Origin of the sequence: Paenibacillus sp. FSL H3-0321, assembly GCF_038002865.1 — a bacterium.
Taxonomy (GTDB): Bacteria; Bacillota; Bacilli; order Paenibacillales; family Paenibacillaceae; genus Paenibacillus_AQ.
Genome location: NZ_JBBODH010000001.1, coordinates 6,406,397 through 6,430,849, shown reverse-complemented (window position 1 = coordinate 6,430,849; position 24,453 = coordinate 6,406,397). Strand labels below are relative to the sequence as shown.

At 50.7% G+C, this 24,453-nt stretch carries 22 protein-coding genes; 2 read left to right on the top strand and 20 right to left on the bottom strand.

Translation table 11 applies throughout. The features are described from left to right. From MHI45_RS28520 to MHI45_RS28485, 8 genes are all read right to left on the bottom strand, one after another. Positions 1 to 564: a cob(I)yrinic acid a,c-diamide adenosyltransferase gene (locus MHI45_RS28520; protein ID WP_038588302.1), complete on the bottom strand. Its 564-nt coding sequence runs from the start codon at positions 562 to 564 to the stop codon at positions 1 to 3. Positions 565 to 737: 173 nt separating this feature from the next. After that, positions 738 to 1,634, bottom strand: a complete 897-nt coding sequence (locus tag MHI45_RS28515) for an alpha/beta fold hydrolase (RefSeq protein WP_076111489.1) — start codon at positions 1,632 to 1,634, stop codon at positions 738 to 740. A gap of 36 nt (positions 1,635 to 1,670) precedes the next feature. Beyond that, a complete protein-coding gene (locus MHI45_RS28510) occupies positions 1,671 to 2,297 on the bottom strand; it encodes a TetR/AcrR family transcriptional regulator (protein ID WP_083675699.1) in 627 nt (208 codons plus the stop codon). A gap of 138 nt (positions 2,298 to 2,435) precedes the next feature. Further along, complete coding sequence (locus MHI45_RS28505) at positions 2,436 to 2,687, bottom strand: aspartyl-phosphate phosphatase Spo0E family protein (protein WP_256718141.1); 252 nt, start codon at positions 2,685 to 2,687, stop codon at positions 2,436 to 2,438. Between the two features lie 31 nt (positions 2,688 to 2,718). After that, the gene (locus MHI45_RS28500) at positions 2,719 to 3,939 is read right to left on the bottom strand and encodes an aminotransferase class I/II-fold pyridoxal phosphate-dependent enzyme (protein ID WP_076111486.1); all 1,221 of its coding nucleotides are present in this window, start codon (positions 3,937 to 3,939) and stop codon (positions 2,719 to 2,721) included. 13 nt (positions 3,940 to 3,952) lie between these two features. Continuing rightward, complete coding sequence (locus MHI45_RS28495; protein ID WP_038588292.1) at positions 3,953 to 4,453, bottom strand: Lrp/AsnC family transcriptional regulator; 501 nt, start codon at positions 4,451 to 4,453, stop codon at positions 3,953 to 3,955. A gap of 275 nt (positions 4,454 to 4,728) precedes the next feature. Further along, entirely contained in the window at positions 4,729 to 5,115 is a 387-nt protein-coding gene (locus MHI45_RS28490) for a spore coat protein (protein ID WP_076111485.1), read from the bottom strand. 60 nt (positions 5,116 to 5,175) lie between these two features. Then, positions 5,176 to 5,409 (bottom strand): hypothetical protein, encoded by a 234-nt coding sequence (locus MHI45_RS28485; protein ID WP_076111483.1) that lies wholly within the window; start codon positions 5,407 to 5,409, stop codon positions 5,176 to 5,178. Positions 5,410 to 5,591: 182 nt separating this feature from the next. Here MHI45_RS28485 and MHI45_RS28480 point away from each other — a divergent pair, with 182 nt between their 5' ends. After that, positions 5,592 to 6,830 (top strand): NAD(P)/FAD-dependent oxidoreductase, encoded by a 1,239-nt coding sequence (locus MHI45_RS28480; protein ID WP_076111481.1) that lies wholly within the window; start codon positions 5,592 to 5,594, stop codon positions 6,828 to 6,830. A 70-nt stretch (positions 6,831 to 6,900) separates the two neighbouring features. On the opposite strand, the gene MHI45_RS28475 is transcribed toward MHI45_RS28480, so the two are convergent. The 12 genes from MHI45_RS28475 to MHI45_RS28420 form a co-directional block, all read right to left on the bottom strand. After that, on the bottom strand, positions 6,901 to 8,451 hold the full coding sequence (locus tag MHI45_RS28475; protein WP_076111479.1) for a flavocytochrome c: 1,551 nt from the start codon (positions 8,449 to 8,451) through the stop codon (positions 6,901 to 6,903). 187 nt (positions 8,452 to 8,638) lie between these two features. After that, complete coding sequence (locus MHI45_RS28470) at positions 8,639 to 9,778, bottom strand: DUF4367 domain-containing protein (RefSeq protein WP_083675698.1); 1,140 nt, start codon at positions 9,776 to 9,778, stop codon at positions 8,639 to 8,641. Then, positions 9,760 to 10,317, bottom strand: a complete 558-nt coding sequence (locus MHI45_RS28465) for an RNA polymerase sigma factor (RefSeq protein WP_256718140.1) — start codon at positions 10,315 to 10,317, stop codon at positions 9,760 to 9,762. The genes MHI45_RS28470 and MHI45_RS28465 overlap by 19 nt, the downstream gene beginning before the upstream one ends. A 566-nt stretch (positions 10,318 to 10,883) precedes the next feature. After that, positions 10,884 to 12,401, bottom strand: a complete 1,518-nt coding sequence (locus MHI45_RS28460; protein ID WP_083675697.1) for a serine hydrolase domain-containing protein — start codon at positions 12,399 to 12,401, stop codon at positions 10,884 to 10,886. 258 nt (positions 12,402 to 12,659) lie between these two features. Continuing rightward, entirely contained in the window at positions 12,660 to 14,213 is a 1,554-nt protein-coding gene (locus MHI45_RS28455; protein ID WP_076111476.1) for a M14 family metallopeptidase, read from the bottom strand. 260 nt (positions 14,214 to 14,473) lie between these two features. Continuing rightward, on the bottom strand, positions 14,474 to 15,190 hold the full coding sequence (locus MHI45_RS28450) for a response regulator (protein ID WP_076111474.1): 717 nt from the start codon (positions 15,188 to 15,190) through the stop codon (positions 14,474 to 14,476). Between the two features lie 298 nt (positions 15,191 to 15,488). Then, positions 15,489 to 17,450 (bottom strand): AraC family transcriptional regulator, encoded by a 1,962-nt coding sequence (locus MHI45_RS28445; protein WP_076111472.1) that lies wholly within the window; start codon positions 17,448 to 17,450, stop codon positions 15,489 to 15,491. A 46-nt stretch (positions 17,451 to 17,496) separates the two neighbouring features. Beyond that, positions 17,497 to 19,101 (bottom strand): DcuS/MalK family sensor histidine kinase, encoded by a 1,605-nt coding sequence (dcuS, locus tag MHI45_RS28440; RefSeq protein ID WP_076111470.1) that lies wholly within the window; start codon positions 19,099 to 19,101, stop codon positions 17,497 to 17,499. A gap of 37 nt (positions 19,102 to 19,138) precedes the next feature. Continuing rightward, entirely contained in the window at positions 19,139 to 20,347 is a 1,209-nt protein-coding gene (locus MHI45_RS28435) for an MFS transporter (protein WP_076111468.1), read from the bottom strand. A 72-nt stretch (positions 20,348 to 20,419) separates the two neighbouring features. After that, complete coding sequence (locus MHI45_RS28430; protein WP_256718139.1) at positions 20,420 to 20,962, bottom strand: hypothetical protein; 543 nt, start codon at positions 20,960 to 20,962, stop codon at positions 20,420 to 20,422. A 134-nt stretch (positions 20,963 to 21,096) separates the two neighbouring features. Then, positions 21,097 to 21,516, bottom strand: coding sequence for a DUF350 domain-containing protein (locus MHI45_RS28425; protein ID WP_038588259.1), 420 nt, complete (start codon positions 21,514 to 21,516; stop codon positions 21,097 to 21,099). A 30-nt stretch (positions 21,517 to 21,546) separates the two neighbouring features. After that, positions 21,547 to 23,913, bottom strand: a complete 2,367-nt coding sequence (locus tag MHI45_RS28420; RefSeq protein WP_076111464.1) for an endonuclease MutS2 — start codon at positions 23,911 to 23,913, stop codon at positions 21,547 to 21,549. A gap of 140 nt (positions 23,914 to 24,053) precedes the next feature. On the opposite strand from MHI45_RS28420, the gene MHI45_RS28415 reads away from it, so the two are divergent. Continuing rightward, a complete protein-coding gene (locus MHI45_RS28415; RefSeq protein WP_076111463.1) occupies positions 24,054 to 24,401 on the top strand; it encodes a phage holin family protein in 348 nt (115 codons plus the stop codon). Positions 24,402 to 24,453 lie beyond the last annotated feature (52 nt).

Genomic DNA, 24,453 nt, shown 5'->3' with positions numbered 1-24,453 from the left:
TTATTTGCGGAACACCTTTTTGCTGCGCACATACTCTACATCAGCAATCTCCAGCCGGGTATTCGCTGTGCGGGCCAACGCAAAGAAATAGTCCGAAAGCCGGTTCAAATAAATCACAGCTTCCGGATTAATATCTGCGCTGCGGCCCAGCGTAACCGCCCGCCGCTCTGCACGGCGGCAGACGGTGCGGCAGACATGCAGCACTGAGGACAGCTGGCTGCCGCCTGGCAGAATGAAGCGCTCCAGCACAGGATTCTCCGCCTGCAATTCGTCGATCCAGCCCTCCAGACGAACCGCCATCTCGCTCTTGACCTTATATTTGCTCTCGCTGATTTTCACAAAAGCCAGATCCGAACCGCAATCGAACAGCTCATGCTGGATCTCCAGCAGTTGTTCCCGGACATCGGCGAACCTCTCGTCCTCCATCAGACTGCGGGCCTGACCCACAAAGCAGTTCAGCTCATCAATCGTTCCGTAAGCCTCGACGCGGACATCATCCTTGCCTACCCGGCCGCCGATGACCGATGTTTCTCCCTTATCCCCCGTACGCGTATAAATCGCCATCTCTTTTCTGCCCCCTTCACTCTCAACATCACATATTCATAGTTTAATCGGTAGGATGTAAGGTTGGCAAATGAAGATCGGTATTTCTGCCATGTTAATAACTGCCTGAGTCCGGGCAATCCATGGCAAGTTCAGTCAAATTACGGTTTTCGCGTTTTGTATAGCCTCTTCTATCACACCTGCGTCTCCTGTTCCTGCAGGAAGCTGATAATCTCCCTGTTGATGATCTCCGGCTGCTCATGATTAACCCCATGCCCTGCATCCCCGATCACTTTATAGCGGAAATCCCCATCCTTCAAAATCTCCAGGAAATCCTTCTTGTGGCCCAGCTTGTAATCCCCCACCAGAAAGTAAAGCTTGTCTCTGATCGCAACCGCCTTCTCTTTATCATAAAGCTGAAGCTGATGAACAAACATGGCCTGCTGATTATGGTGCTTCATTAACAGCACCAGATGCTCGGCCACTTCGGGATGCTTGTCAAAAAGTCCGGAGTTTGGCGAGCTTAGCTTTCGGGTGACCTTTAGCAGGTTATTGCGGGTCGGAACAAGAATTTCCGGGAACATCATCATCAGCGTCTGGATCATCGCCTTCACCGGAGCAGTAATCATCCCGCCTTCCATGCACACCACCCCGTCTACTCTTTCAGGCAGGCAGGTCGCATAATTAAAAGCCATGTAGGCACCATTTGATACACCCGCCAGATGGAATTTTTCGATCCCCAGCCCATCGGCTACGGCAGTAATCCAATCCACCTGTGAGAACGTCCGTTTGCTGAAATTGGCGTTTGGAATACTTTTGCCGGGTCCGCCTATCGTGTCTACCGCGATGCAATAGAAATGCCGGGATAATTCCTGCATATTGAGCATCCACATCACTGCAGAATTATCACCCACCCCGTGAAGCAGCAGCAAGGGCGGATTGCCTTCATCTCCTGCCGTTATACAATGCGTTGATCCGTATTCCGTTTCAATATCCAGCTCGCGGAATTCCGTCGCCCAGCGTCCCAGCAGCTCATTATAGGAACGCAGCACCCTCTCCTTGCCTGCTTCACGTTTAAATACCTTGACCATGACTGTTCTCTCCCTTAGGTTCAATGTCCGCTTCTGTTAGCTTCTCTTCAAAAAGCGCAGCACCAGCTCTGTAGTAGGAAAAGAATTCTGCTCCGTGGCCTGAGATCTTGCGATTCCCAGCCCCTGGATGAATGAAAAATAAGCTATCGCCAGCTCCAGCGGATCGCCATCCACAATCTCCAAGGCCCGCTGGCCTTCCATAATAAGCGGAATCAGCTGCTCAAAAGGCTCTCTAATCTTCTCCTTCGAGATCCGCTTTGCTTCTTCCGGGATAGCTTCGGAGGTTGCTGTCTGTAAAAGAATCAGCCGCCAATGCTGCATCGCAAGACTGCCCGGGGACAGAAACGCCTCGGTCAGCCAAGTGATTCTCTCCATAGCAGTCCCTTCCAGCTCCGCTGCATATTGCACAGATCGTCCTGCCCCTTCCGACGCCAGTTCGACAATCTTGGTGAAGATCTCCTCCTTCGATTTGAAATACATATATACATACCCCTGGCTGAATCCTGCACTGGCCGCAATATCCTTGATTTTGGTCCCGGCAAATCCTTTCCTCGAAAAAACCTCGAGCGCGTGAGTTATAATTTGGCGCGTTGCCTGATCTGGAGCGAGTTGCTCAAAGCCGTCGATAAATCTCTGCTCCAGCATTTTGCTTTGAATGCTCATAGACACCTCCGTAAAATGAATGATTGTTCATTCATAACCCATTATAAGGAATTTACTAGTAATATGATACATCTATTTTCAGCGAGAAATAGAAAGAGGGCCCTAAGGCCCTCCATCTCCAAATGGATGTATGTGCAGTCAATCCCTGCGCATACGTCCTCTCATATATTCATTAATCTTCAGGTCCAGCAAACTGCTGATTTCAATCACAATATCTGAGGTGAAGGATTTCTCCTGTATAAAGAGCTGCTCCATTCTGCTGCGAAGTGCCTGAATCTCATCTTCCAGAGAGAGTTTGCGAGTTAAAGCATCCGCCTTGCAGGACCGTTTTCCGTTTCCCGGATAACATTCCCCGCTATAGGAAGGCAAGTAACAATCGGCGCAGAGCACAATCATCCCTCCTAAACTTCATCTCACTGCCTTATTCAGTCCGTTCACGTTCCAGCTGTAAGACGAATTCACCTATCCGCTCTATCGCCTCGTTCAGCTGGGATACCGATGTGGCATAGGAACAGCGCAGATAACCTTCGCCGCCTAAGCCGAATACACTGCCAGGAACAGCAGCTACCTTGTACTCCAGCAAGAGACGTTGGGCAAATTGATCTGAGGTCAGTCCGGTACGGCGTATGCTTGGAAAAGCGTAGAACGCGCCTTGCGGCTCATGGCAGTCCAATCCCGCATCGCGCAGGCCTTTGACGATCAGGCGCCGCCGCTGATTGTAGGAATCCGTCATCCGGTCTTTCTCTTCCATACCGTTGGTCAAGGCCTCCAGCGCAGCTACCTGCCCCATGGAAGGGGCGCACATTACGGTATACTGATGAATCTTCAGCATGGCCGAGATCAAATCGGGGTGGCCGCAGGCATAACCCATCCGCCATCCGGTCATCGCAAACGCTTTGGAGAAGCCGCTGACCAGAATGGTCCGGTCGATCATCCCCGGCAGTGATGGGAAGCTCACATGATTGCTTCCATAGGTCAATTCGGCATAGATTTCATCTGAAATCACAATGAGATCATGCTTCTCGACGACTTTGGCAATCGGTTCCCAGTCTTCCCGGCTCATGATCGCCCCCGTCGGATTGCTCGGGTAACAGAGGATCAATATTTTCGAGCGCGGTGTAATTTTGGCTTCAAGCGCCTCTGCCGTAAGTTTGAAGTTATTTTCTCCAAAGGTCTCGATCCCGACCGGAATGCCTCCGCCAATTGCAGTAATCGGCGAATACGAAATATAGCAGGGCTCAGGTATGAGAATTTCATCTCCCGGTGCGATCAATGCGCGGAGTGCCAAATCAATTGCTTCACTTCCGCCTACCGTGGCGATAATCTGATTAGCGGGATTATACTCAACAGCGAAACGAGATTGAAGATAATTGGCAATGCCTTCACGCAGCTCCGGCATCCCTGCATTGGAGGTATATCCGGTAAAACCTCTCTCAAGCGAATAGACACAGGCTTCGCGGACATGCCATGGGGTCTTGAAGTCCGGCTCCCCGACCCCGAGGGAAATGATATCCTTGCTGCCTGCCGCCATGTCAAAAAACTTGCGGATGCCTGAGGGCTGGATTTGCTGAACCAGCGGTGCCAAATATGAATTCATTGATTTACCTGTATCTCCGGTTGGTTTGGGTTCATTGGTGATCATATCATTACTTCCTTTACGGAGATATCATCAGACGCTTGTCCTCTTCATGCTCTTCAAAGATGATACCGTCCTGTTTGTATTTTTTGAGGGTAAAGTTGGTTTTAGTAGAGAGCACCGAATCAATCGGAGACAGCTTCTCGGAGACAAAATTGGCGACTTCGCGCAGGTTGCGCCCTTCCACTTCCACTAATAGATCGTAGGCGCCGGACATCAAATAGACCGATTTGACCTGCGGGTACAGATAGATCCGTTCGGCAATGCCTTCAAATCCGCGGCCCCGTTCAGGCGTGATCTGCACCTCGATCAATGCGGTCACCCGTTCGTCATCCACTTTATCCCAATTCACGACAGTAGCATATTTTACAATGACATGATCTTTCTCCATTTGCTCAATTACCGTCTTAACATCATCTTCTTCCGCTCCGAGCAACGTCGCCATCAGCGCCGTAGAGCTTCGGGCGTCCTCCTTGAGCAGTTCCAGCACTTTCCGCTTCAATTCATTCATTTCCTTCATGCCTTCCCTCCGGATAGTTCGCACCGGCAACTGCGTAAAAATCACGCATCGTCCTGCGAAAAGAGTTTAATACTAATATGACACGAAAATGGCAGTTCTGCAAACAAAATAACCCCGCAGGAAAGACGGGGCAGTGCTCGAAATAAGGGTCGCCAACCCAAAAAACCGTCCACCCCTCCGGAGGAAATCCGGCGGATAGCGGACGGCTTTAGCTGCAGAGGTTTTTACGCACGAACAGGTCAAGCCCTTCGTTGCTTCACCCCCCGGCAGGAAGGTTACATATAGTAAGAGCTTTGTACATTCGGCTGATGCTGGGGAACATTTCCATAATGTGCGTTTGTTCCGGCTGCACCTGTTTTTTGCTGCACGAACTGCTGGCATTTCTGCTGGGTCTGGTGAGCGGTCTGAATCTGCTTGTCAATATCTTGGCGCAGTGCCTTGCCTGGCGTAGTGTACATGTTCATTTGGGACATCTTCGTGTACAGTTCCCCCTGCAGGTGTAAAGTATCCATGGTCAGGTCGTTGAACACCCGGCGTACAGTCGGACAATTCGACTCCGTCGCAGCGGTCGTATATTCGCGTACCGTCCGTTTCAAATCTGCAAGCACTGTATTGAGCAAATCCTCATCCGACATAAATGCCGATCCGTTTTGTGCGTACACAATATTACCCCCTCAATAGTTTAGTGTTGAAATTGCTTTCCATACTAACACCTGGCCGCTTTATTGCGGCTGTGTCGGTGCGTATTGCTGATGCTGCTCCAGCAGCTGTACAAGTGTATTCATATGACCAGTATGGCTTTGGATTTGTTGCACGCAGATTTGGTGCACCGTGGCGTTCTGAGTCGTCCCGGCGGTTGCGGCCAGCTGCTTGATCAACAGATCCTCATTAGAGATGGAGTCAGCGATGTATTCCACTTCTTTGCCGCTAAGCGCCTGCATTTGGTTCGATTGCATAGTGTGTATTTCCCTCCTTGTAAATGGTTCAAGCAGTCGTTATTATGCCGCGTATCCAAGCACATTATGTGTGCATGGATGTTATGCGTGCTCCCGGATGAATGCCGGTTAAACCCGTGCATAAGAGCGGGCAAAGCCGGCGAAACTACCCTATCTGTATCTCATAAAGGAGAGATCAACAAATGAAACTAAACAGCGGGCAGCTGCCTTGGGGCAGCTCATTTCCAAATCCTCCATCCTATCCTGCGCTTGAAGGGGATATTACATGCGATTGCCTGATTGTTGGCGGAGGCATGGGCGGAGCCATGTCCTCCTACCGCTTATCTTTAAGCGGAGCAGATATAGTTCTCATTGATAAAAGAGCAATTGGAGGCGGAAGCTCCCATGCCAATACCGGCCTGCTGCAGATAGCCAACGACAAATCGCTGACTGCCTGCATGAATACGTTTGGAGAAGCAAACGGTGTGCTGTTCTATAAGCTGTGCCAGCAGGCTAGCAGGAGAATTCTCGAGCTGCCGGACAAGCTGAACATTGATCCCCAGATTATTCCCCGCAGCAGCCTGCTGTATGCAAGCACACCGGAAGATGTGCCAACCCTGAAGCTGGAGCATGAGAATCTGGTAGCGCACGGCTTTGATTCGGAATTCTGGGAGCAGGACAAGGTCAGCTCACATTACGCCTTCTCCAAACCAGCCGCGCTGTATTCCAAGGGCGATGCGGAGACAAATCCTTTCCGGACTGTTCACAGCCTGATTGACAAGGCCCGTGACAACGGAGTCCGCGTCTATGAGCATACCCGGGCACGGCATTATGAATACAGCGCGGAGGGTGTAACCTGCATTACCGAGAACGGACGGATCTTCGCCAAGAAAGTGATTTTTGCCATGGGCTACGAAACCCAGGAGATGAAAAAGGACCGTGGCGCCGAGCTCATTAATACCTACGCCATTATGACAAAACCGCTTGAACATTTGCCTAAGTGGTATGAGCGGAGCCTGATCTGGGAAACTGCCCGCCCGTACCTCTATTTCCGGACTACGCCGGATAACCGCATTATTGCGGGAGGCAAAGATGAGCCGTTGACCGATCCGGAGCGCCGGGATATCCGCGTGCTCTCCCAGGGCCAGCGGCTGCTTGAAGAGCTGGAAACCCTCTTCCCGGAAATCCGGGGGATCGAAGCGGAATATTCATGGGGAGCCGTCTTCGGCTCAACCCGGGACGGACTGCCCTATATGGGCCCGCATCCAGAGTATCCCCACTGCTATTTCATTGAAGGATATGGCGGAAACGGCACGGTCTACAGCATGATCGCTGCCGAGCTTCTGGCCGATACCCTTGCCGGCAAATACCGGCCCGAGCTGGAGCTGTTCTCGCTGACCCGGTCAAGCAAGCCGTCTCCTTCTCCCGCCGTACAGGCATAAAAGCAGCAAAAAGCTTGGGCTCTGTTGAGCCCAAGCTTTTATTCTGCCTAGTAGAAGAGGTATTGATTACTTATTGTGCTTTTACGAATTCAGCAGATTTAATACCTGCCTGACGGCCAAAAATAATGATTTCTGCTACAGAGTTGCCGCCGATCCGGTTTTGTCCGTGCAGGCCGCCTACAACTTCCCCAGCCGCAAACAGTCCTGTAATAGGTTTGCCGTCTTTATTCAGAACTTCTGTGTTCGTGTTGATTTTTACGCCGCCCATGGTGTAATGGATCCCGGGGCCGATTTTAATAGCATAGTATGGCGCACCGGACAAGTCGTTGTCCATTCCTGTAGTTCTGCCGAATTCAGCATCCTTTTTATTCTTCACCGAGCTGTTCCAGGTGTCCAGTGTCTTTTGCAGCTGATCTGTCGGGACATTCATTTCTTTGGCCAATGCCTCGATAGAATCTCCTTGGATCACAAAGCCCATCTTATCGTACTGTTCAATCGCTTTAACACGGGTCTTTACGCCGGAATCAAATACAAGGAAAGCCGATTTCTCAGGAAGTGTATTGATTGCAGCCGTGACTTTGTCCCGCGTGTCCAGTTCATTGGTGAACCGTTTGCCTTCACTTGAGACAAGCAGAGCGCCTTCACCGCGGACAGCTTCCCCAATGAGATAGGATTTGTCCTGCTGCACCGTCGGGTGAACCTGAATTTGATCCATATCGACTGTCGTGCCGCCGAGCTTCTCAATCATCTGGATGCCGTCACCGGTGCTGCCGATCTGATTTGTAGTCACATATCCTTCCAAGTCAGGTCTCACTTTAGAAATCATATCCATATTCGCGCCGAAACCGCCGGTCGTCACAATAACAGCAGCCGCTGTAATGGTTTTCTCATCCTTTTGGTTAAAGAGGACTTTGACGCCGTTTGCCTTGCCGTCTTTTTCAGTTATCTCCTTCACATCCGCGTTCACAAAAAGCGGGATGCCTTTTTCTTGTACGTTTTTCACCAAACCTTTGACAAGGTATTGTCCGACCGCTGAACCATCTTCAGGACGGTGTGTACGTTTTTCCTTCATCCCGCCAGTAATCGTGATGTTGTTCAAGCGAATTCCGATGGAATCCAGCCAATCAATAGCACTTGCTGAATTGTCAACGAAGAAACGGAGCATTTCTTTATCGTTGGTATCATGACCGCCTTTTAATGTCTCTTCATAAAATAAATCATTGCTGTCTTCAATGCCCTGCTCTTTTTGGAATTTCGTTTGCGAAGCGTTCATTCCGGAAGATGACTTTGTTGTGTTCCCGCCGGCAACCGGCATTTTTTCCAAAATAACCGGATTCATGCCTTTTTCTTTTGCCTCAAGTGCAGCAGACATCCCAGCCCCGCCTGCACCGACAATGATAATATCATATTTATCTTTTAATTGATCGAACGGTGTATAGCTTGCTTCGGATGCCCCCGAAACGGCTTCAGTTTCTTTCGGCGCGTTTGTCGCGCTGTTCTTGCTCTTGTTCTCATTTGCGTTGCTGCTGGTATTGTTGTTGCTGTTTCCGTTACCGCATCCAGCGATAACAAGCATGACGGAGAGAATGAGAAGAAGAGCAGCTGCTGTTTTCTTTTTCATGTGTAATCTTTGCCCCCTTGTGCATATTTTCACAATAATCATAGCGGCAAAGATGCTGTTCTTGGAAGCTTACGTAATTAAAAAAAACATTTAGTAACTAAAGTAACTGGATTTGCTGCTGGGGCAGCGAGGGCTGTCCCGCTATCATAGGTAGCGAAACAGCCCTGAGCGTAATATCTGCATTCGTTTAATTCATCATACCGGCAGCAATGCGGATGACCTCATCCTTGGTCAACTCAGATTTCTCCTGGCGAACCGACATATTATAGATGATCTGCGCTTCCGGGTCAGACCAGACCAGTCTATACTTATACCCCAGGTCAATCTTTTCGTTGCTGGAGGGTTCGAGATAAATTAGCTGCTTGCCGCCAATATCAATATTCTCCACCTTTGTCGTTTTGGTCCACATCAGGCTTTCTGCCGGTTTAGCTTTTTCATCAACTCGTGAGGCACTGATTCTCACCTGAATCTTCCCCTTCTTGTACACAAGTGTAGAAGAATCATAGGCAATGTTCTCCGCCTTCTCCCGTTTCCAGGTCATCCGGAAGTTGTCTCCCAGGTCTATCTCGCTTTCGCCTTTAAACTGCTTGTCATCTTCAACTTTTATAAAAGAAGGCTTGATAAACGCCTCGTCCAAGGCATACCCGTCCGGCATATACCCCGGCTGCTTCACTTCCGGAGCGTGGTGCTTCTCGACACTGGTCTTATAAGTGGAATAGTCCTTGACTATGATCGGCGGGCAGTACAAGCCAAGATGAGATTCTTCTTTCCCGTCTTCACGTTTGATAACATAGGTGGCATACTCTCCAGGAAGCAGCAGCGTCTCAATGGCATTGTAGCCCTTTGCATATTTCATCTTGTAGAGTTCATCCTCTTTGCTCGGCTGCGCCTTGGCCGGCCAGGGAATCAAGGGTTCATTCGGCTTCTCTATCATACCACCTGATGTCGTCGCCGGAAGCGGCTTATACGGCAACACCTTATACTGAGCTCCAGCCCCCTGCCGGACTTCACCGGAATACTGGGTATAGCCGCCGCCCAGCAAGACCAATACAAGGAGTGCCGCCACCCAGCCCTGCACCGGAATCCGCAGGAATCTCCTCCGGCCCCGCCCAGCCGCGGCTTCTGTCTCCAGCCTGCGCATCACGTTAGGAGCCCCTTCGTTTGGCGGAAGTGTCTGCAGCGCTGTCTGCTCTTCTGCAGCAGGTAAGGTCCCGCCAAGCCCGAGCGCTTTCATTACCGGTCCATGAACATCAACGGGGATCAAATTGGCCGAACGGTCTCCATCCTTCAGAAACTGCTCCTCCGAAGTCAATTCACTCTTGCCCATAATTGTTTCTCCTTTCTCTCAATCGCTTTTTTAAGTTTGCCTCTGGTCCGTTCATATCTTTTGCGTGCGGTAGCCGTACTGACGCCCAGAATTTCGCCGATTTCCGCAAACGATTTATCTTCATATATTCGCAGAATCAACAAGTTCCGGTCTTCCACATCAAGCTTCCCCAGAGCGGCCGAGACCGGCTCGCTGAACAGGCGGTTCTCAACCATTTGTTCGGCGCTGTTCACCGCAACGTCCTGCCGGAGCAGCTTGCGCAGTTGAAGCTGAAATTTCTGCCGCCGCAACTGATTCAGACAATGGTGGTAAGCGATCTTGTAGAGCCATGATACGAAATCCGCCTGCGGCTTGTATTGCCCGATATTCTGATAGGCCTTAATCAGGACATCCTGCACCGCATCCTCCGCCTCTTCCTTGCTGTTCAGCAGCCGGAAGCAGTAGAGGTATATCCGCTGCTGGTACAGCCTGATCACATCTGAGAACAGGCGGGCCTCACCGGCCTGTATTCTTCTAATCTTCTCTTCTATAGAATCCACGTTGATCTCCTTTCTTCTATTTCTTCTGTTTCTATAGATATAACACTTGAGTAGCCTAAGGCGTGACATTTATTTCTTCCGGCTGCACAGCAAAAGAGACCAACAGATGAATCCCTGTTGATCTCCCTGGTGTAGAGCCTGCTTCCGAAACCGTCTGCTCTACTCTAACTCGACGGTCTGGTTGCGGTTCAGCTCTCCGGTATCCTGGTTGCTGATCCGCTTGAATATGTACATCACCTTCTCGGCCAGGTTCCCGCTTTTCCAGTATTCGGCTGCTTCGGCATGGACCTTAATCAGAATCAGGGCCTACATTGGTGGGGGTTGGCGGCAGTGACTTTCTCTCGCTGGCCTTTCTTAGGGATCGGTAACGTAAAGGGAGTTACACTTAGCTTAGCTGGCAGCAGCCAGACTCCACGATGTAGAATCCGGCACTTTTACTGCAAGCTAGCCGATGCGCTCTGTAAGTACTTTCCAGACCTCTGACTGGCACTAAAGTTGATTCCCTGTTTACTGAAGATATCGAATCTTCCGGCTGGAGCGTTCGGCCCCGTTTCCTCTATTCAATTCTAGCTGGCGATCGTTTTCCCGCTTCCCTTCATTCTGTGCAGACGCAGATTATGAACCAGTACAATCAGCTTGGCAGCACCGATCCCGAGAGATAGGATACTCAGGACAAAGACGAGATGTCCAACTCCAGGCAGAAAGGAGACCACCACTCTCCACGGGGCAAAAATATGACTAGGACCGTATAAAACCGTAATCGGCAGCACTATATTAAACAAAAGCAGGCAAAATGCGAATACACTGGTCCGCAACGGGGTAAATCGAAAGCTTTTCTTGCGTTTAAACAGGTTGAAAACCGACACTCCCAGCATAATTGCCACTGCTGCACAAGCCAGATCAATGATAATATGAGTACCGACAACGCTGCCCGCATCCTCGATCGGCTCGCGGCCATGTATAATGTCAAGAATTCCATCAGCCACCATGCTTAATTTGTAGCCTCGGACCAAATAATCATGAGCATTGATCAATACCACAACACCTACGTCCCCGTCCAGCTTCATATCGGAGTGAAAGCTCTCAACATCACCCGCATGCTGAACAATACCATTAACGATCTCCCAGCCCATACCGTATTCACTACCGTCGGTGGTAGGGTCTTTAATGGCCGGCTGATGCATCTTGGCAACACTTTCCGCAGTAGCCACGCTGACATCATGGAACCTTCCGCCATTGATTTGAGCAATTAAATAATGGTTCATATCTTCTGCGGTTGAGATCAGATAGGCTGACGCAAGCATGGATTGGTTGTCCGGCTGCTCAAAAGGAACCATGAAACCAAAGACAGACTTGTATCCTGTGGCCAATCCCTGCAGTTTCGCTTCGGGTGTAGAAGTAAAACTGTTCTGCATATCCAGAGGAGAATACACATGATCCTGGATATATTTAGCATAAGACTTGCCGGAAACCGCCTGAATAATTCCGCCCAGTATATCGTAATTGAAATTGGAATATTGAAACTTGCTGCCGACGGCCTCGGTTAATGGTGTGTCTTTCAGATTGTGTATAAGTGCATCTATAGTTGGCATCGTGTTGGTAAAAGCTGTCCGCCCATGTAAAGTGGACAGTCCGCTGTTCTGATTCAGTAAATGCCGGACCAGAATAGTTTTAGACGCTTCCTTGTCCGCAAGCTCGAAGTCCGGCAAATAGTGCTGCACCGGCGCATCCAGGTCAATCTTCCCTTGTTCAACCAATTGCATGATGGCCAGCGCCGTAAACGATTTGGAGACTGAGCCTAGAATAAAAGGGGTCTGCGCTGTAACGGGCTGACCATCGGGGCCGGAAATTCCATATCCCTTGGTGTAGACGGTCTGGTCTCCCTGCACAATGCCGACAGCCACACCCGGAATATCCAGCTTCTCGCGCATCATTTCCACAAATTTGTCAATCCGGGCCGTATCTACAGCAAGTGGAGCCGCTTCCGCCTGGGCCACCCCCGGTTGCAGTAAAGGCAGGATGCCTGTGACCATAACCAATATGATCATTAATGTTTGCATTATAGTCCGCTGTATTGCTTTCATCTTTCTTTACCTCTTCTCCTGATTCTGTCCCTTCTCTCATTGGACGCATGAACCAAGAATATCTCTTCAACCTTTCGGCAATATTTCAAGAATCTTAAGTTAATCTTAAATGCCTGGTGCAGATGCTTATACATGGCTGAAAGCAAAAACAGCAGACCTGTAGTTTCGGGTCTGCCGCTTTTGCATGATGCTATGATTTAGCTGCCGCTGCCGCGACACTCACCAACCAACAATTCAACTGCCTTCTGCTGTGCTGCTTTATTCAGTAACGCCGCTGCTTTCCGCTGCGTTACTGTTTTCTTTGGAGGGTGCTCCTCCTTCATTAATACTGTTGCTTTCAGTTCCGGCGCTATTATTTACTTCCTCTGCACCCTGCGGCACTGCCGTAGGGTCCGCAGCCTCTACCAGAGTAAGCGAAGTTCCGTCAATCCACCACGTCCCGTTCAAGCTCGAGACCAGCAGCCAATTGGCGTACTTGCCTTTGACCTCTACCTTCTGTGGCGGAAGGATGCCCGCCTTGGGAGCCAGAAGATCAGGATACTTATACAGCTTTGTTTGTGCATTCAATTGAGCAGTGGCTTCTACTGCCTCCACGACAGCCAATGTGCCAGGTGCAGGACAAATCCAACCCACACCGCTGCCGTACTTGATCTGGAACCAGTTTCCCTTACGTGCGATTACATATACTTCCTGCGGCTGCTGCGTGCCTATGGCTGGCGAATTGCCGGTACCGGAGAATACTGCCGATCGTGTGAACAGATTCATGGTTAGCCCAACCTGCTCCAGCGTCTGCTTCTTGAGCCAAAGATCATATGAGACCGCAGCTGCATACACTCCGACTTTCTTATTCTTCGCCCAGATGTTATTAAAAGCGCTGAGCGGCAGTGGCCCCTCACCGGCGTACGAGCCGATTTCAATCGTAAGGCCAGGTCGTTTAAACTCCTGGATGAACCAATCCTTGTAGCCTCCACCGGATGGATTCTTCTCCGGCTTCACAAGAGAATAGCCGGTAAAGAGTCCGACATCGGCGGCAATTTTTTTGTCCCGTGCCAGATTGGCTGCCAGCGTGTTGAAGTTCCAGAAAACAATCTCGCCGGAGCTGTGATAGGAAATGGTCATTTCCGGATCCAGGGTATAAGTGAAATCCATCATAAGCCGGATCTCCGGCGCTTGCGCCGGTTTCACACCCTTGTAGTTCTGGTACGACGGATAAGGCGAAGTATTCCTGATCGTGCTCCAGCTCGCTGGATACTGGCGGTTCAGGTCGAGCCCTTGCATATTCGCTTTCCAGCGTTTGAAATTACTGCTTCCTCCATTGTAGCCTACCAGTGTGGAAGCTAGACTCTTAGACAAACCCGCTGTGCCCTGCTGAGAAAGCGTGACACCATCCGGATTCACCATCGGCACGATCCAGATACTGACATTGTTCAGTAAATCTCTCACCTTATAGTTTCCCAGCTTCTGATCCTGGACATAGGCCTCAGCATACGAGTCTGCCATTTTCATGAGCAGTGAAGTCGTCATCCATTCCCGGGCATGGTGCGAGCCATTCAGAAACAGCGAGGCTTCCCCGCGACCTAGCTGAACTGCCCACAATTCGCGTCCGTATATCGTCTTACCCAGCGATTTGTAAGTGATCAGACCAGGATATCTAGCGGCCAGACTCTTGATATCTCTTTCCATAGTGGAATAGGAATAGACCTGGCCAGGGTTCACAATATTAGCCGAACCTAGCGACGGACGCGGAAAAATAGCAAGACCCAGAATTAACAAACATAGTACCATACAAAACTTGTAAAACAATGATTTCATCGACAATCCTACCATCCTGAGCATGATCCTCTCTACCAATATTTGAGTTAACACTAGTCAAAAAGGCCTATCATTGTCAAGTAGATTCGACATATTATTTAGAGAAAGGACCAATATGCCTAGTATTTGCTTCGTAAATTCATAGAGGAGTGATGAAATCTCTAATCCATAGCGAATAAGCGAGTAACCACGTCCGGTTCAACGATTGTCCAGTACAGTAAAAAGGGACCCGAAGGTCCCTCTTGAGTGGCAGCTGCCGCTTATATATATTTAGCTATAATTTCATGGCCCGTAGCAGATACTGTGTACATATATACCGGCCTGCCCACCGCTCCATAGCTGATCTCCATCTCCAGCACACCGGCCTCCGTGAGAAAAGCCAAATATTTACGGACAGATATCCGCGAAAGCGGGGCACTTGCCGTAATATCCTCGGTGGAGAATACCGGTCTTTCCAGCTGCTGTATGGTGTTCCAAATGCTCTCCAGCGTTCCTTCCGCAAGTCCCTTGGGCAGAGTGCCCGCTTTGTCTTCCTCGTTCCCCAGGGAATGCCGCAGCAGCTTGTCAAGCTGCTCCTGGCTGAGATGCTCCCTATGCTTCATCAGCAGATGATCCTCCCGGTATGCAGACAGCGCCGCCTGAAAACGTGCGAACTCAAAGGGCTTGATCAAATAATCAACAGCCCCGTGCTGCAGCGCTTTACGGATGCTCCCATTGTCGCTGGCTGCGGATATCACAATAACGTCAACCATGCTTCCCTGCTCCCGCAGGGAGGACAGCAATTGCAGCCCGTTGGTATGCGGCATATAAATATCGAGCAGTATCAGGTCTACTTCACGATCCACAAGCATCTTTGCAGCCTCATCGCCTGAAGAGGCCCAGCCTGCGAACTCAAAACCCTGCACCTGCTCCAGATAATGGCGGTTGAATTTCGCCACCATCGGATCATCCTCAACAATCAGCACCTTAATGTTCATACAGTTTCATCACCCTTTACAGCATATGGCACATCGGCCATAAACGTTGTTCCCGGCTTCCTATCATCTACAATCTGAAGCTGGATCAGTAACTTCTCCATTCATTCTGCCGCACCTGTCCCTCACCTACGTAGAGGCTCACATTGAATACGACTACAAACATAATATCATTACGGCAGATAATTTTGGAGGTATAGGCCTGAATCTTCCTGCTGCCGGATAATCTGATCTCGGAAACTAATATAGAGCACCAAAAGGAGACTCTATCCTCAGACAGAGTCTCCACAGCATTTACGGTTTATAGGTTAGCTTTCGCTGCAGTAGCCAGCCAATCGGCTAAATCATTGATTTGATTAAGCATTGCAATGGGATCGCGGTACCAGGAACTCGATTCATTCCACAAATATACGCGTCCTTCCTTGACCGGAGGAAGAATTCCCCAGATGGGATCAGCCTGCAGCTGCTCCAATGAGGATTCGGAGGTTAGCACAAGATAATCTCCCATATACTCCGGCAATAGCTCCAATGAAAATTCAGCATAGGATTCCTGAAGCATTTTTTCGGGTACTACTGCGGGAGGGTTCATCTCCAACTGCTCGTACATAATACGTCCGCCTCTGCCGGACTTGCTGCCAAACAAATATACAAGACCATCAAACTCTTGCATAACGGATACCGTTTCATTCTCTGAGACAGCTTCCTGTACCTGTTGCTTCGCGCTGGCTATCTGCTCCTTGAATTGTTCCTTCCATTTCCGGCTTTCTTCCTCCTTGCCAAGCACCTTGCCGAAATAGTCCATTTCAGCTTCAACGGATTCAAATGCATTGTACGGCATCACAACAGTAGGAGCAATCTGTTTATACTTATCATAGGTTTCTTGATCCGTTACATGACTAATAATCAGATCAGGTTCCATCTCAAGCAGCTTTTCCAGCGAGTTGCCTACATCCACCACACCGTCAAGCATTCCTTCAAGGTATGGACTTGACATTAAAAACTCCTCTGCCGCAACGGGCTTAACATCCAGTGCAAGCACAGTACCCAAATAGGAAATAGCAGCCACCCGTTGAGGATGGACGGGAATTTCCACTTCACCAAATGTCGTAGAGACAGTTTTGGTTTCCTGCGGCAATCCGTCATCCGGCTGAATGGCCGGAGTCGATACCGCTTTATTCTGTTGTTCATTTGGCGCCTGGCTGCTCCCCGCAGCTTGTGATCCGCCTTGAGATGTTCCGCATGCAACAAGCAGCAGCATGACACATAAGCTGAGCATTGTGGTCATTTTCTTGTAATGGTTAAGCATATCAAACTCTCCACCCTCCGTATATTGATAATGATTTTCATTATCATCAATATGATATCGTTGGATAAGTTTGATAACAAGAGACGGATTTAACTTCTTTATAGCATGATCCGAAACATCCCTTTGACCGGCTTCTAATTGTGCTCTAAACATTCCGGGAGCAAGACCCATGTTTTTTTTAAATATACGGTTGAAATATACAACGTCAGTATAGCCAACATATGTAGCGATTTCCTGCAAAGAAGCATTGGTAGCAAGCAGCATCTCCTGTGCTCTATGCATGCGAAGTTTGATGACATAGTCAAGCGGGCTGTAGCAGGTCTGCTCTTTGAATTTCCGTGAAATATATTGAGGACTGTAATTAAGCTGCTGTGCTAAGCGTTCAATGGATACCTGACCACGATAATGCTGTGACAAATACCGCACAACCTGCTCCGATACTGATGGCTTAGCTGCTTTCCAGTACTGCTTATCCTTTAAAGCGTGATGGAGGAATTGCATAAACATTCCCTTTATCAGCAGCTTACCTATAGGGCTTTTGTCAGAATGCCAGCCCTCCAGCATCTGTTGGGCAAGACTGAGCAGTTCCAGCGGCTCTGCTGGAGAAATTCCCCACATATGATCGAAGGGGCTGTCCGTTTGCATCAGGATATGAAATTCACGCAAGGAATTCTGCGGCAAAACAGCTTTATAGAAAATGAAATACAGCTCCATACCCTTCTCCGTATTTACTTTAAGCCTCCTGCCTTTGCCTGCGTGCAGCAGATAAAATCCATCAGCCAGCCAGATCTCTTCATCCAGCCAAAGCTCGCCGCTGCCGTGCGTACAAAATATAAAAGAACTTGCAGGCAGGACATAAGGCAGATGAAACTCACCTGCTTCTACCCGCCGCAGCCGTATATCCAGTACTCTTAGAAGCACCTGATCCCAAAGCTGCAGGTGATGATCGTTGTCCATAATCAATGTTCCCCTTTATCTTCACGGCTGGACAGCACCTTAATGGTCATACAGCTTCATCACCCTTTACAGCATATGGCACATCGGCCATAAACGTTGTTCCCGGCTTCCCGTCATCTACAATCTGAAGCTTGCCCTGCAGCTTCTCCACGCTTTTCTGGACCAGGTACAGACCGATCCCCCGTTGCTCTCCCTTGGTGGAAAAGCCTTGAACAAATACCTGCTCCCGCAGCGCCTCTGGAATGCCCGGTCCGCTGTCCCGCACGGTGCATATCAGGCGCCCCCGGTCATAACAAAAAGCAAGCTCTATCTCCTTGACGTTATGCTCCTTCAGTACCTCCATAGCGTTGTCAAGCAGATTGCCGGCAATCGTAATCAGTTCATGAATGCACTGCGGGTCTGCCGATTCCGGCAAATAGCTGTCCCCGGTCAGCTGTAGATCAATTCCCGCTTCGCGGGCCCGGCTCAATTTCCCCAGCAGGAAGCCTGCCATCACGGGGTCTTTAATCTGTCTCGTAATAGAGCCAATTTCCTTCTGGTAGTTGCCCACCATTCCCGAGATGTACTGCTGCAGCTCATCGTATAGGCCCATATGTGTCATTCCCATAATGACATGCAGCTTGTTCATGAATTCATGCGTCCCGGCCCGCAGGGCGTCCGCATATACGGAAATGCCGGACAACCGTTCAACCAGGACGGCAAGTTCGGTCTTGTCCCGGAACGTAGCGATAGCTCCCGCAATCTGGCCATTCACCCGGATCGGAACACTGTTGACGAGCAAAGTGATGCCGTTCAGCTCAAGATCCTGATCCACCTTCGCTTCCCCCGTGGCCAGCACAGGCTCAAGACGCAGCTCAGGCCAATAATCTGCAATATGCCGGGTCATCGCATTTCCAGTAATGCCCACCGTTCCCAGAAGCCGCTCTGCTTCCACATTGATCATTGTGATCCGGGCTTTATCATCTACCGCAATAATGCCTTCGCGTGCAGACTGCAGCATGGCGCTGCGCTCTTCCAGCAGCTTGGAAATATCCGAAGGCTCCATACCGAACATCATCTGTTTGATTTTCCGGGCCAGCACGATCGCCCCTCCGGCTCCAAGCACGGCACCGGACAGCAGAATCGCGATGATGGTCCATTCATTCTGCCGTACCAGACGGTGCACGCGTTCCAGCGAAAGTCCGACTACGACTACTCCCACCTGAGAACCTCTGTTGTTATAAACTGGCACAAAAGCACGCAGTGACTTGCCCAGCAGCCCCTCGCCTTCGGAGATACTCTCTTCCCCGCGCAGCGCCATCTTCTGTCCTCCACCCACAAAGTGCCTTCCAATCATTGAGGCATCAGGATGCGAATAGCGGATACTGTTCATATCGATTACGACTACAAACATAATATCATTGCGGCGGGTGATTTTGGAGGTATAGGCCTGAATCTCCTTACTGCGGCCCTCCCCTAGCCCTTCCGACACCAGCGGCATCAGGGCAAGGGTGCGGGCAATCGTAATGGCTTTATCCTCCAGGGCATGGCGGGTCTGCGGGATAATCTGATTCCGGAAAATAATGTAGAGCACCAGCATGACCAACATCACCACAGCGGATACCATAACTGCAACCTTCGTCCTTAGGCCATAACCTTTTTTCTTGGCCAAAACTTAACCTTCCCCCTATCCGGTCATCACGCCCTCTTCAAGACGGATGATATTTACCGCTTCTCAGCAGACGGCGCAAGACCAGCCAGCTGCCCAGCGGAGATGCACCCAGCAGCAGCATCAGCAGCGTGATGACCTGTGGTGAGTCGTTCACAGACAGCACCGCAATGAATACGAACATCCCTAGCAGCCGTCCGCTCATGAGGCTCAGCTCCCTCAGCACGACAAGCTCGACCCGTTTGCCGGCTGCCTCCGCAGACAGCCCCATCAAGTCAAAGCTGGTCGAAACCATGGGCAGCATATACAACGGAATACAAAGGGAGGTTCCTATGCCCATGATCAGCAGCGTCCCGTAGCTGACTTTCCAGAGCAGCGGTGTAATCACAGCCAGCAGCAGCAGGCCACCGGCCAACATGCCTGCGGAGCGGAATTTAGGCTTGAACCACTTACCGGCAGCAAAATAACTGATCAGAGATACAGCTGAGGTAATGAGAGCAAACTGCCCCAGCTTGCTCTCCTCCCTAGCCGCTATGTACACTAATAAGCCGATCAGAAATGAAAAAACGCCCTCACGCAGCCCTTGAAACAGCAGCGCAGCCGCTGCCGGTCTCCATGGGCTCCCGGCACGCCGGAGCTCTTTCCAGGGCTCCAGCCACAGGTAGGTCCCTTCGCTCTTACGCTTCTGCAGCAGAAAGCTGAGAACGGCTGAAATACCATAAGTGCAGAGCGAGATTATAAATACGACGCGGTACCCGCGTTCCCCTGGCCACAGCGAGATCAGCCAACCGGAAACCCACGGTCCGACGATGCCGGTAAAGGAACCAAGCAGCCCCATCCACCCATTGAAGAAATCGCGGTTCACCGCTTCGGTAATTTCGAAAAACACGATGTTGAACGCCAGCCAGAAGAAGCCTATCGAGAGCCCCAGGATCAGGCCGAGCGGCCAGATATAATGTACTGCTTGTCCCCCCAGCCACAGCACCAGCAAATAAAAAAAGCCCGAAACGGCGATTCCCAGCCGCAGGGCATTCATCTTATTATGCTCCTTCACCCATTTGCCGCCCACCCAGAAGCTGAGGCCAACAGCCACCTGCTGAGCAACCGTAAACCAGCCGATCATGGCAAAATTTTGGCGGTTTTTCCACAGATAGACGTTCAGAAAAGTGCCTGCCAGCACACTCGCCAGCATATACAGCCCGGCCACGGCAAGCAGCAGAACCGCCTGATTACGCAATAAGCTTTTCATAATTAACCCCCTGCCTTTTGGACATTCCTAGCTTTAATATGTCCAGAAAGCAGGGCTGACATGAATCGGCATTTATTCCGCAGAGGTGCTCAGGTTACGCACAAACTGAATACGGTCTTCCTGCGCCAGATTGTGCTGAACATGAAAACATGAAGGGCATACATAGAGATTAAGCGCAAACGGCGCTTTCAATACAGCTCCACCCAGTGCTTCGGGAGCTGATGGCTCAAAGCTGTCTACCTTCTGTGTACCGGCAAGCACCATCAGTTCATGACATTGCGGGCACTCGGGGGCTTCAAGCTGTGCAGCAAGAATTGCAGAAACGCTATGCTCATAACGCTTCATATCATAATCGTCGCTGAATTGGCTGGTGGTATTGAAGATTGGCACTACGCTCTCCTTGTCGCTGTCGTCCCACAAGTCCTCATCGCTGATTTCCTCTGATTTCGGTTCGTCCTCAGTCTCCGGCTCGTCTTCTTCCAGATCGTCACTGCCCAGAGTGACTGTACGGTAGCCGCTAAGCTCATTGTTGCAGTGGGGGCAAGTCTCTTCGGGTCCAAATTCCTCGTCCCACACGATTTCGGTATGACACCAAGGGCATACGGTTGTTTCCATCACTAAAATCTCCTTCTTACCTCACATTTAAATTCAATTCACCATTAAATAAATAATACCGGCCGCTATAAAAGCCAGGGCAGAAAAAAACAGAATCCGGATCAGCATCTTCATGATTTTCCTACTCCCCGAGTTTAGAATATAGCGGCGCCAATTACATAAGACAGTGAAACCGAGATCAGCATGGCCGTCAATCCGACAGCACGGTTATCTGCGGCAATTTCATCATCAATTGAAAAAACAGGGGTTAAAAACTCGAACAAAAAATAAGCCAGCAAGAGCAGCAGAAATCCGACAACCGACCATTTCATCGTCTCGTAAATTGATGCCCCTGCCTGTATGCTGAAGCGCAGGATATTGCAAATGCCGAAGATTTTGCCGCCTGTCGCCATGGCTACCGCCAAATTCCCTTTGCGGATTTCTTCCCAGCAGTTATATTTGGTCACCATTTCAAAAAAGGACAGAAACACCACCAGCCCCAAAATCGCCACGGTGAAGTAACCGATCAGTGCGCCCAGCGGATGGCCCAGCATAAGATCAATAGTTTCTTGCATCTTTCCCCCTCTTTCCGCCAGGCTCCGCCGCTATTGCAGTTCAGCCACGGTTACGCCCGCGCCGCCCTCATTATAATTCCCGAGCCGGTAGCTTTTGACATGCTTATGCTTGCGCAAGTACTCCTGAATACCTGTTCGCAGCACGCCGGTTCCTTTGCCGTGTATGATCGAAATCTGGCCCAGGTTGCCGAGAAAGGCTTCATCAATAAAGCGGTCGGTCTCCATGATTGCCTCTTCCAGGTTCGTCCCGCGCAAGTCCAGCTCACTGCGGATGTTCTCGTCACGGGTACGTTTCACTGTAGTAGCCCGGCGAAGAGCAGGAACGGGGACATCCGGGGCGGAAGCCAGGAACTCCAGATCGTTCAGATTAACCTTCATCTTCATAATGCCGAATTGCACCAGCGCTTCCTTCGTTCCGCTCAGCTCCACGACGAAGCCTTTCTGATTCACGCTCGGCAGTTTGACTTCATCTCCGGGCTGAATCCGCCGCGGCGCTTTGCTGCTGCTGCGGGATACCGCCTTCTTGCGCGGTGCCGGTTCGGCTTCATCGAGGCGGCGGCGTGCTTCAATCAGCTTATGCTCCTTGACGGAGGCACCTTCCTCCATCGCCAGCCTCCGCAGATCGCTGATGATTTCCTCCGCTTCCTTACGCGCCTTGTCCAGAATGGCACTGGCGTCTTTCTCCGCCTTCTCCAGCCGCTTGTCACGCTGGCTCTCCAGCTTCTCCAGCTCCAGCTGCTGCCGGTTGCGGAATTCTTCCGCTTCACGGCGGACCACTTCAGCACGCTCGCGTTCATTCTCTGCACCCAGCCGGTTCTCTTCAAGTGAAGCAATCATGTGCTCCACGCGCAGATCCTCTTCCTTGACCTCGCCGCGGGCATGCTCAAGAATGTCACTCTGCAGGCCGAGGCGTTCGGCAATGGCAAATGCATTGCTTCGGCCCGGTACACCAATCAGCAATCTATAGGTTGGGCTGAGACTTTGCACATCAAATTCCATGCTGGCATTGATGACCCCTTTGCGTTCATAGGCATAAGCCTTCAGTTCGCTGTAATGCGTGGTGGCCACCATCCGGCATTCTATCCGGTGAATATGCTCCAGAATCGCAATGGCGAGTGCCGAGCCTTCGGCCGGATCTGTTCCCGCTCCCACCTCATCCAGCAGGATCAGACTTTTCGGAGTCATACGCTTCAGTATGGAAATAATATTGGTCATATGGCTGGAAAAGGTACTGAGGCTCTGCTCAATGCTCTGTTCATCCCCAATATCGGCATAAATCGCATCAAATACACACATCTGGCTGCCTTCCTCTGCCGGAATGAACAATCCGGACATCGACATCAGGCTAAGCAGGCCAATGGTCTTCAGCGTAACCGTCTTACCGCCCGTATTCGGCCCGGTAACGATGATTGAGCTGTATTGATTGCCAAGCTCCACATCCAAGGGAACGACTTGTTCCGCCGGAATAAGCGGGTGGCGTCCCTTGCGCAGCTTGAGGTAGCCACGATCATTCATCCGTGGCTGGGTCGCTTTCATATCACGCGCCAGACGCGCCTTGGCAAAGATGAAATCAAGCTCACCAAGGATATCGACATCATAGGTCATCTCTTCAGCAATGTCGCCTACCAGCGCGGTCAGCCGGTGGAGAATGATCTCAATCTCGCGTTCCTCGCGCAGTCGGGTCTCCCGCAGCTTATTGTTCATCGCCACAATAGACTCCGGCTCAATGAACAGCGTTGCCCCCGAACCGGACTGGTCATGCACGATTCCGCCAAAATGGGCACGGTATTCGGCCTTGACCGGAATGACAAACCGGTCACCGCGGATCGTCACCAGCTGATCCTGCAGCATCTTGGCCACTGAGGAGGAACGGATCATTGAATCCAGCTTTTCACGGATTCTCGTCTCCCCTCCGCGCAGCTCCCTGCGGATCGTGGCAAGCTCATGGCTTGCCGAATCAAGCACATCCGCATTCTCATCAATGCAGGCCCGGATGTCATCCTCTACATGCTTCTGCTCCGAGAGCAGATCGCTTAAGGCAAACAGAGAATGGATCTTCTCATCCTCATGCATGGCCGCCAGAAACCGCTTGACCCGGCGGGCGCCGCCAATGGTATTACCAACCGACAGCAGCTCCGTCGTTCCCAGCATGCCGCCGATGGAGGCGCGTTTCAGCGCAGGCCGAATATCGCTAACCCCGCCAAAAGAAGGAATACCCTTCAACCGGTCAACGTTAGCCGCCTCATCCGTGGCCTGCAGCAGTTTCTTCACCCCTTCAAAATCACCGGAGGGCTTCAGGTCTTCCGCCGCCAGCCGTCCCATCGGAGTTTGCGTATATTGCATCAATTTATTTAAAATCTTGCGATATTCAAGCGTATGCAAAATCTTGTCGTCCAATTACTGTCACAGCTCCCTTCATAGATGTTTACATTATACCTAATTCGGCCCATTTGCGCTATTTAGGCATAGAATCGGCGATTCAGGTCACAATAACAACTGCACATATCCTTGAAACGAAGGCAAAGGAGGTTAGTTCAGTGAAATTTTTGGGTCATGTCGTCCGTTTCATCGTTGCAGCCATCGTGCTGCTGATTGTCGGCTGGATTGTCCCGCAGTTTACGATCGGCGGTTTCTGGAGTGCGCTTGTCCTTGCCCTGGTGATCGCTCTGCTTGGCTGGGTTATTGAGGGAATCTTCGGCAAAAAAACAACGCCCTTCGGCCGCGGAATCGTCGGTTTTATCGTCAGCGCGCTAGTCATCTGGATCGCCCAATTTGTCGTGAGCGGTGTCAGCGTCTCCATCCTTGGAGCGCTTCTGGCAGCACTCGTCATAGGGATTATCGACCTGTTTCTGCCGGTATCCACTCCGTTTGAAGCGGGAAAATAACGTATCGCCTGTCAGAGGCTCTGCAGACAACGAAACCCCCTATTTCCGGATT

Bases quoted from the DNA above. Each gene is read 5' to 3' on its own strand.
- MHI45_RS28500 (WP_076111486.1), bottom strand. From the start codon at position 3,939: ATGATCACCAATGAACCCAAACCAACCGGAGATACAGGTAAATCAATG.
- MHI45_RS28455 (WP_076111476.1), bottom strand. From the start codon at position 14,213: ATGAAATCATTGTTTTACAAGTTTTGTATGGTACTATGTTTGTTAATT.
- MHI45_RS28460 (WP_083675697.1), bottom strand. From the start codon at position 12,401: ATGAAAGCAATACAGCGGACTATAATGCAAACATTAATGATCATATTG.
- MHI45_RS28450 (WP_076111474.1), bottom strand. From the start codon at position 15,190: ATGAACATTAAGGTGCTGATTGTTGAGGATGATCCGATGGTGGCGAAA.
- MHI45_RS28425 (WP_038588259.1), bottom strand. From the start codon at position 21,516: ATGCAAGAAACTATTGATCTTATGCTGGGCCATCCGCTGGGCGCACTG.
- MHI45_RS28480 (WP_076111481.1), top strand. From the start codon at position 5,592: ATGAAACTAAACAGCGGGCAGCTGCCTTGGGGCAGCTCATTTCCAAAT.
- MHI45_RS28510 (WP_083675699.1), bottom strand. From the start codon at position 2,297: ATGAGCATTCAAAGCAAAATGCTGGAGCAGAGATTTATCGACGGCTTT.
- MHI45_RS28520 (WP_038588302.1), bottom strand. From the start codon at position 564: ATGGCGATTTATACGCGTACGGGGGATAAGGGAGAAACATCGGTCATC.
- MHI45_RS28445 (WP_076111472.1), bottom strand. From the start codon at position 17,450: ATGGACAACGATCATCACCTGCAGCTTTGGGATCAGGTGCTTCTAAGA.
- MHI45_RS28475 (WP_076111479.1), bottom strand. From the start codon at position 8,451: ATGAAAAAGAAAACAGCAGCTGCTCTTCTTCTCATTCTCTCCGTCATG.
- MHI45_RS28485 (WP_076111483.1), bottom strand. From the start codon at position 5,409: ATGCAATCGAACCAAATGCAGGCGCTTAGCGGCAAAGAAGTGGAATAC.
- MHI45_RS28495 (WP_038588292.1), bottom strand. From the start codon at position 4,453: ATGAAGGAAATGAATGAATTGAAGCGGAAAGTGCTGGAACTGCTCAAG.
- MHI45_RS28470 (WP_083675698.1), bottom strand. From the start codon at position 9,778: ATGGGCAAGAGTGAATTGACTTCGGAGGAGCAGTTTCTGAAGGATGGA.
- MHI45_RS28430 (WP_256718139.1), bottom strand. From the start codon at position 20,962: ATGGAAACAACCGTATGCCCTTGGTGTCATACCGAAATCGTGTGGGAC.
- MHI45_RS28515 (WP_076111489.1), bottom strand. From the start codon at position 1,634: ATGGTCAAGGTATTTAAACGTGAAGCAGGCAAGGAGAGGGTGCTGCGT.
- MHI45_RS28435 (WP_076111468.1), bottom strand. From the start codon at position 20,347: ATGAAAAGCTTATTGCGTAATCAGGCGGTTCTGCTGCTTGCCGTGGCC.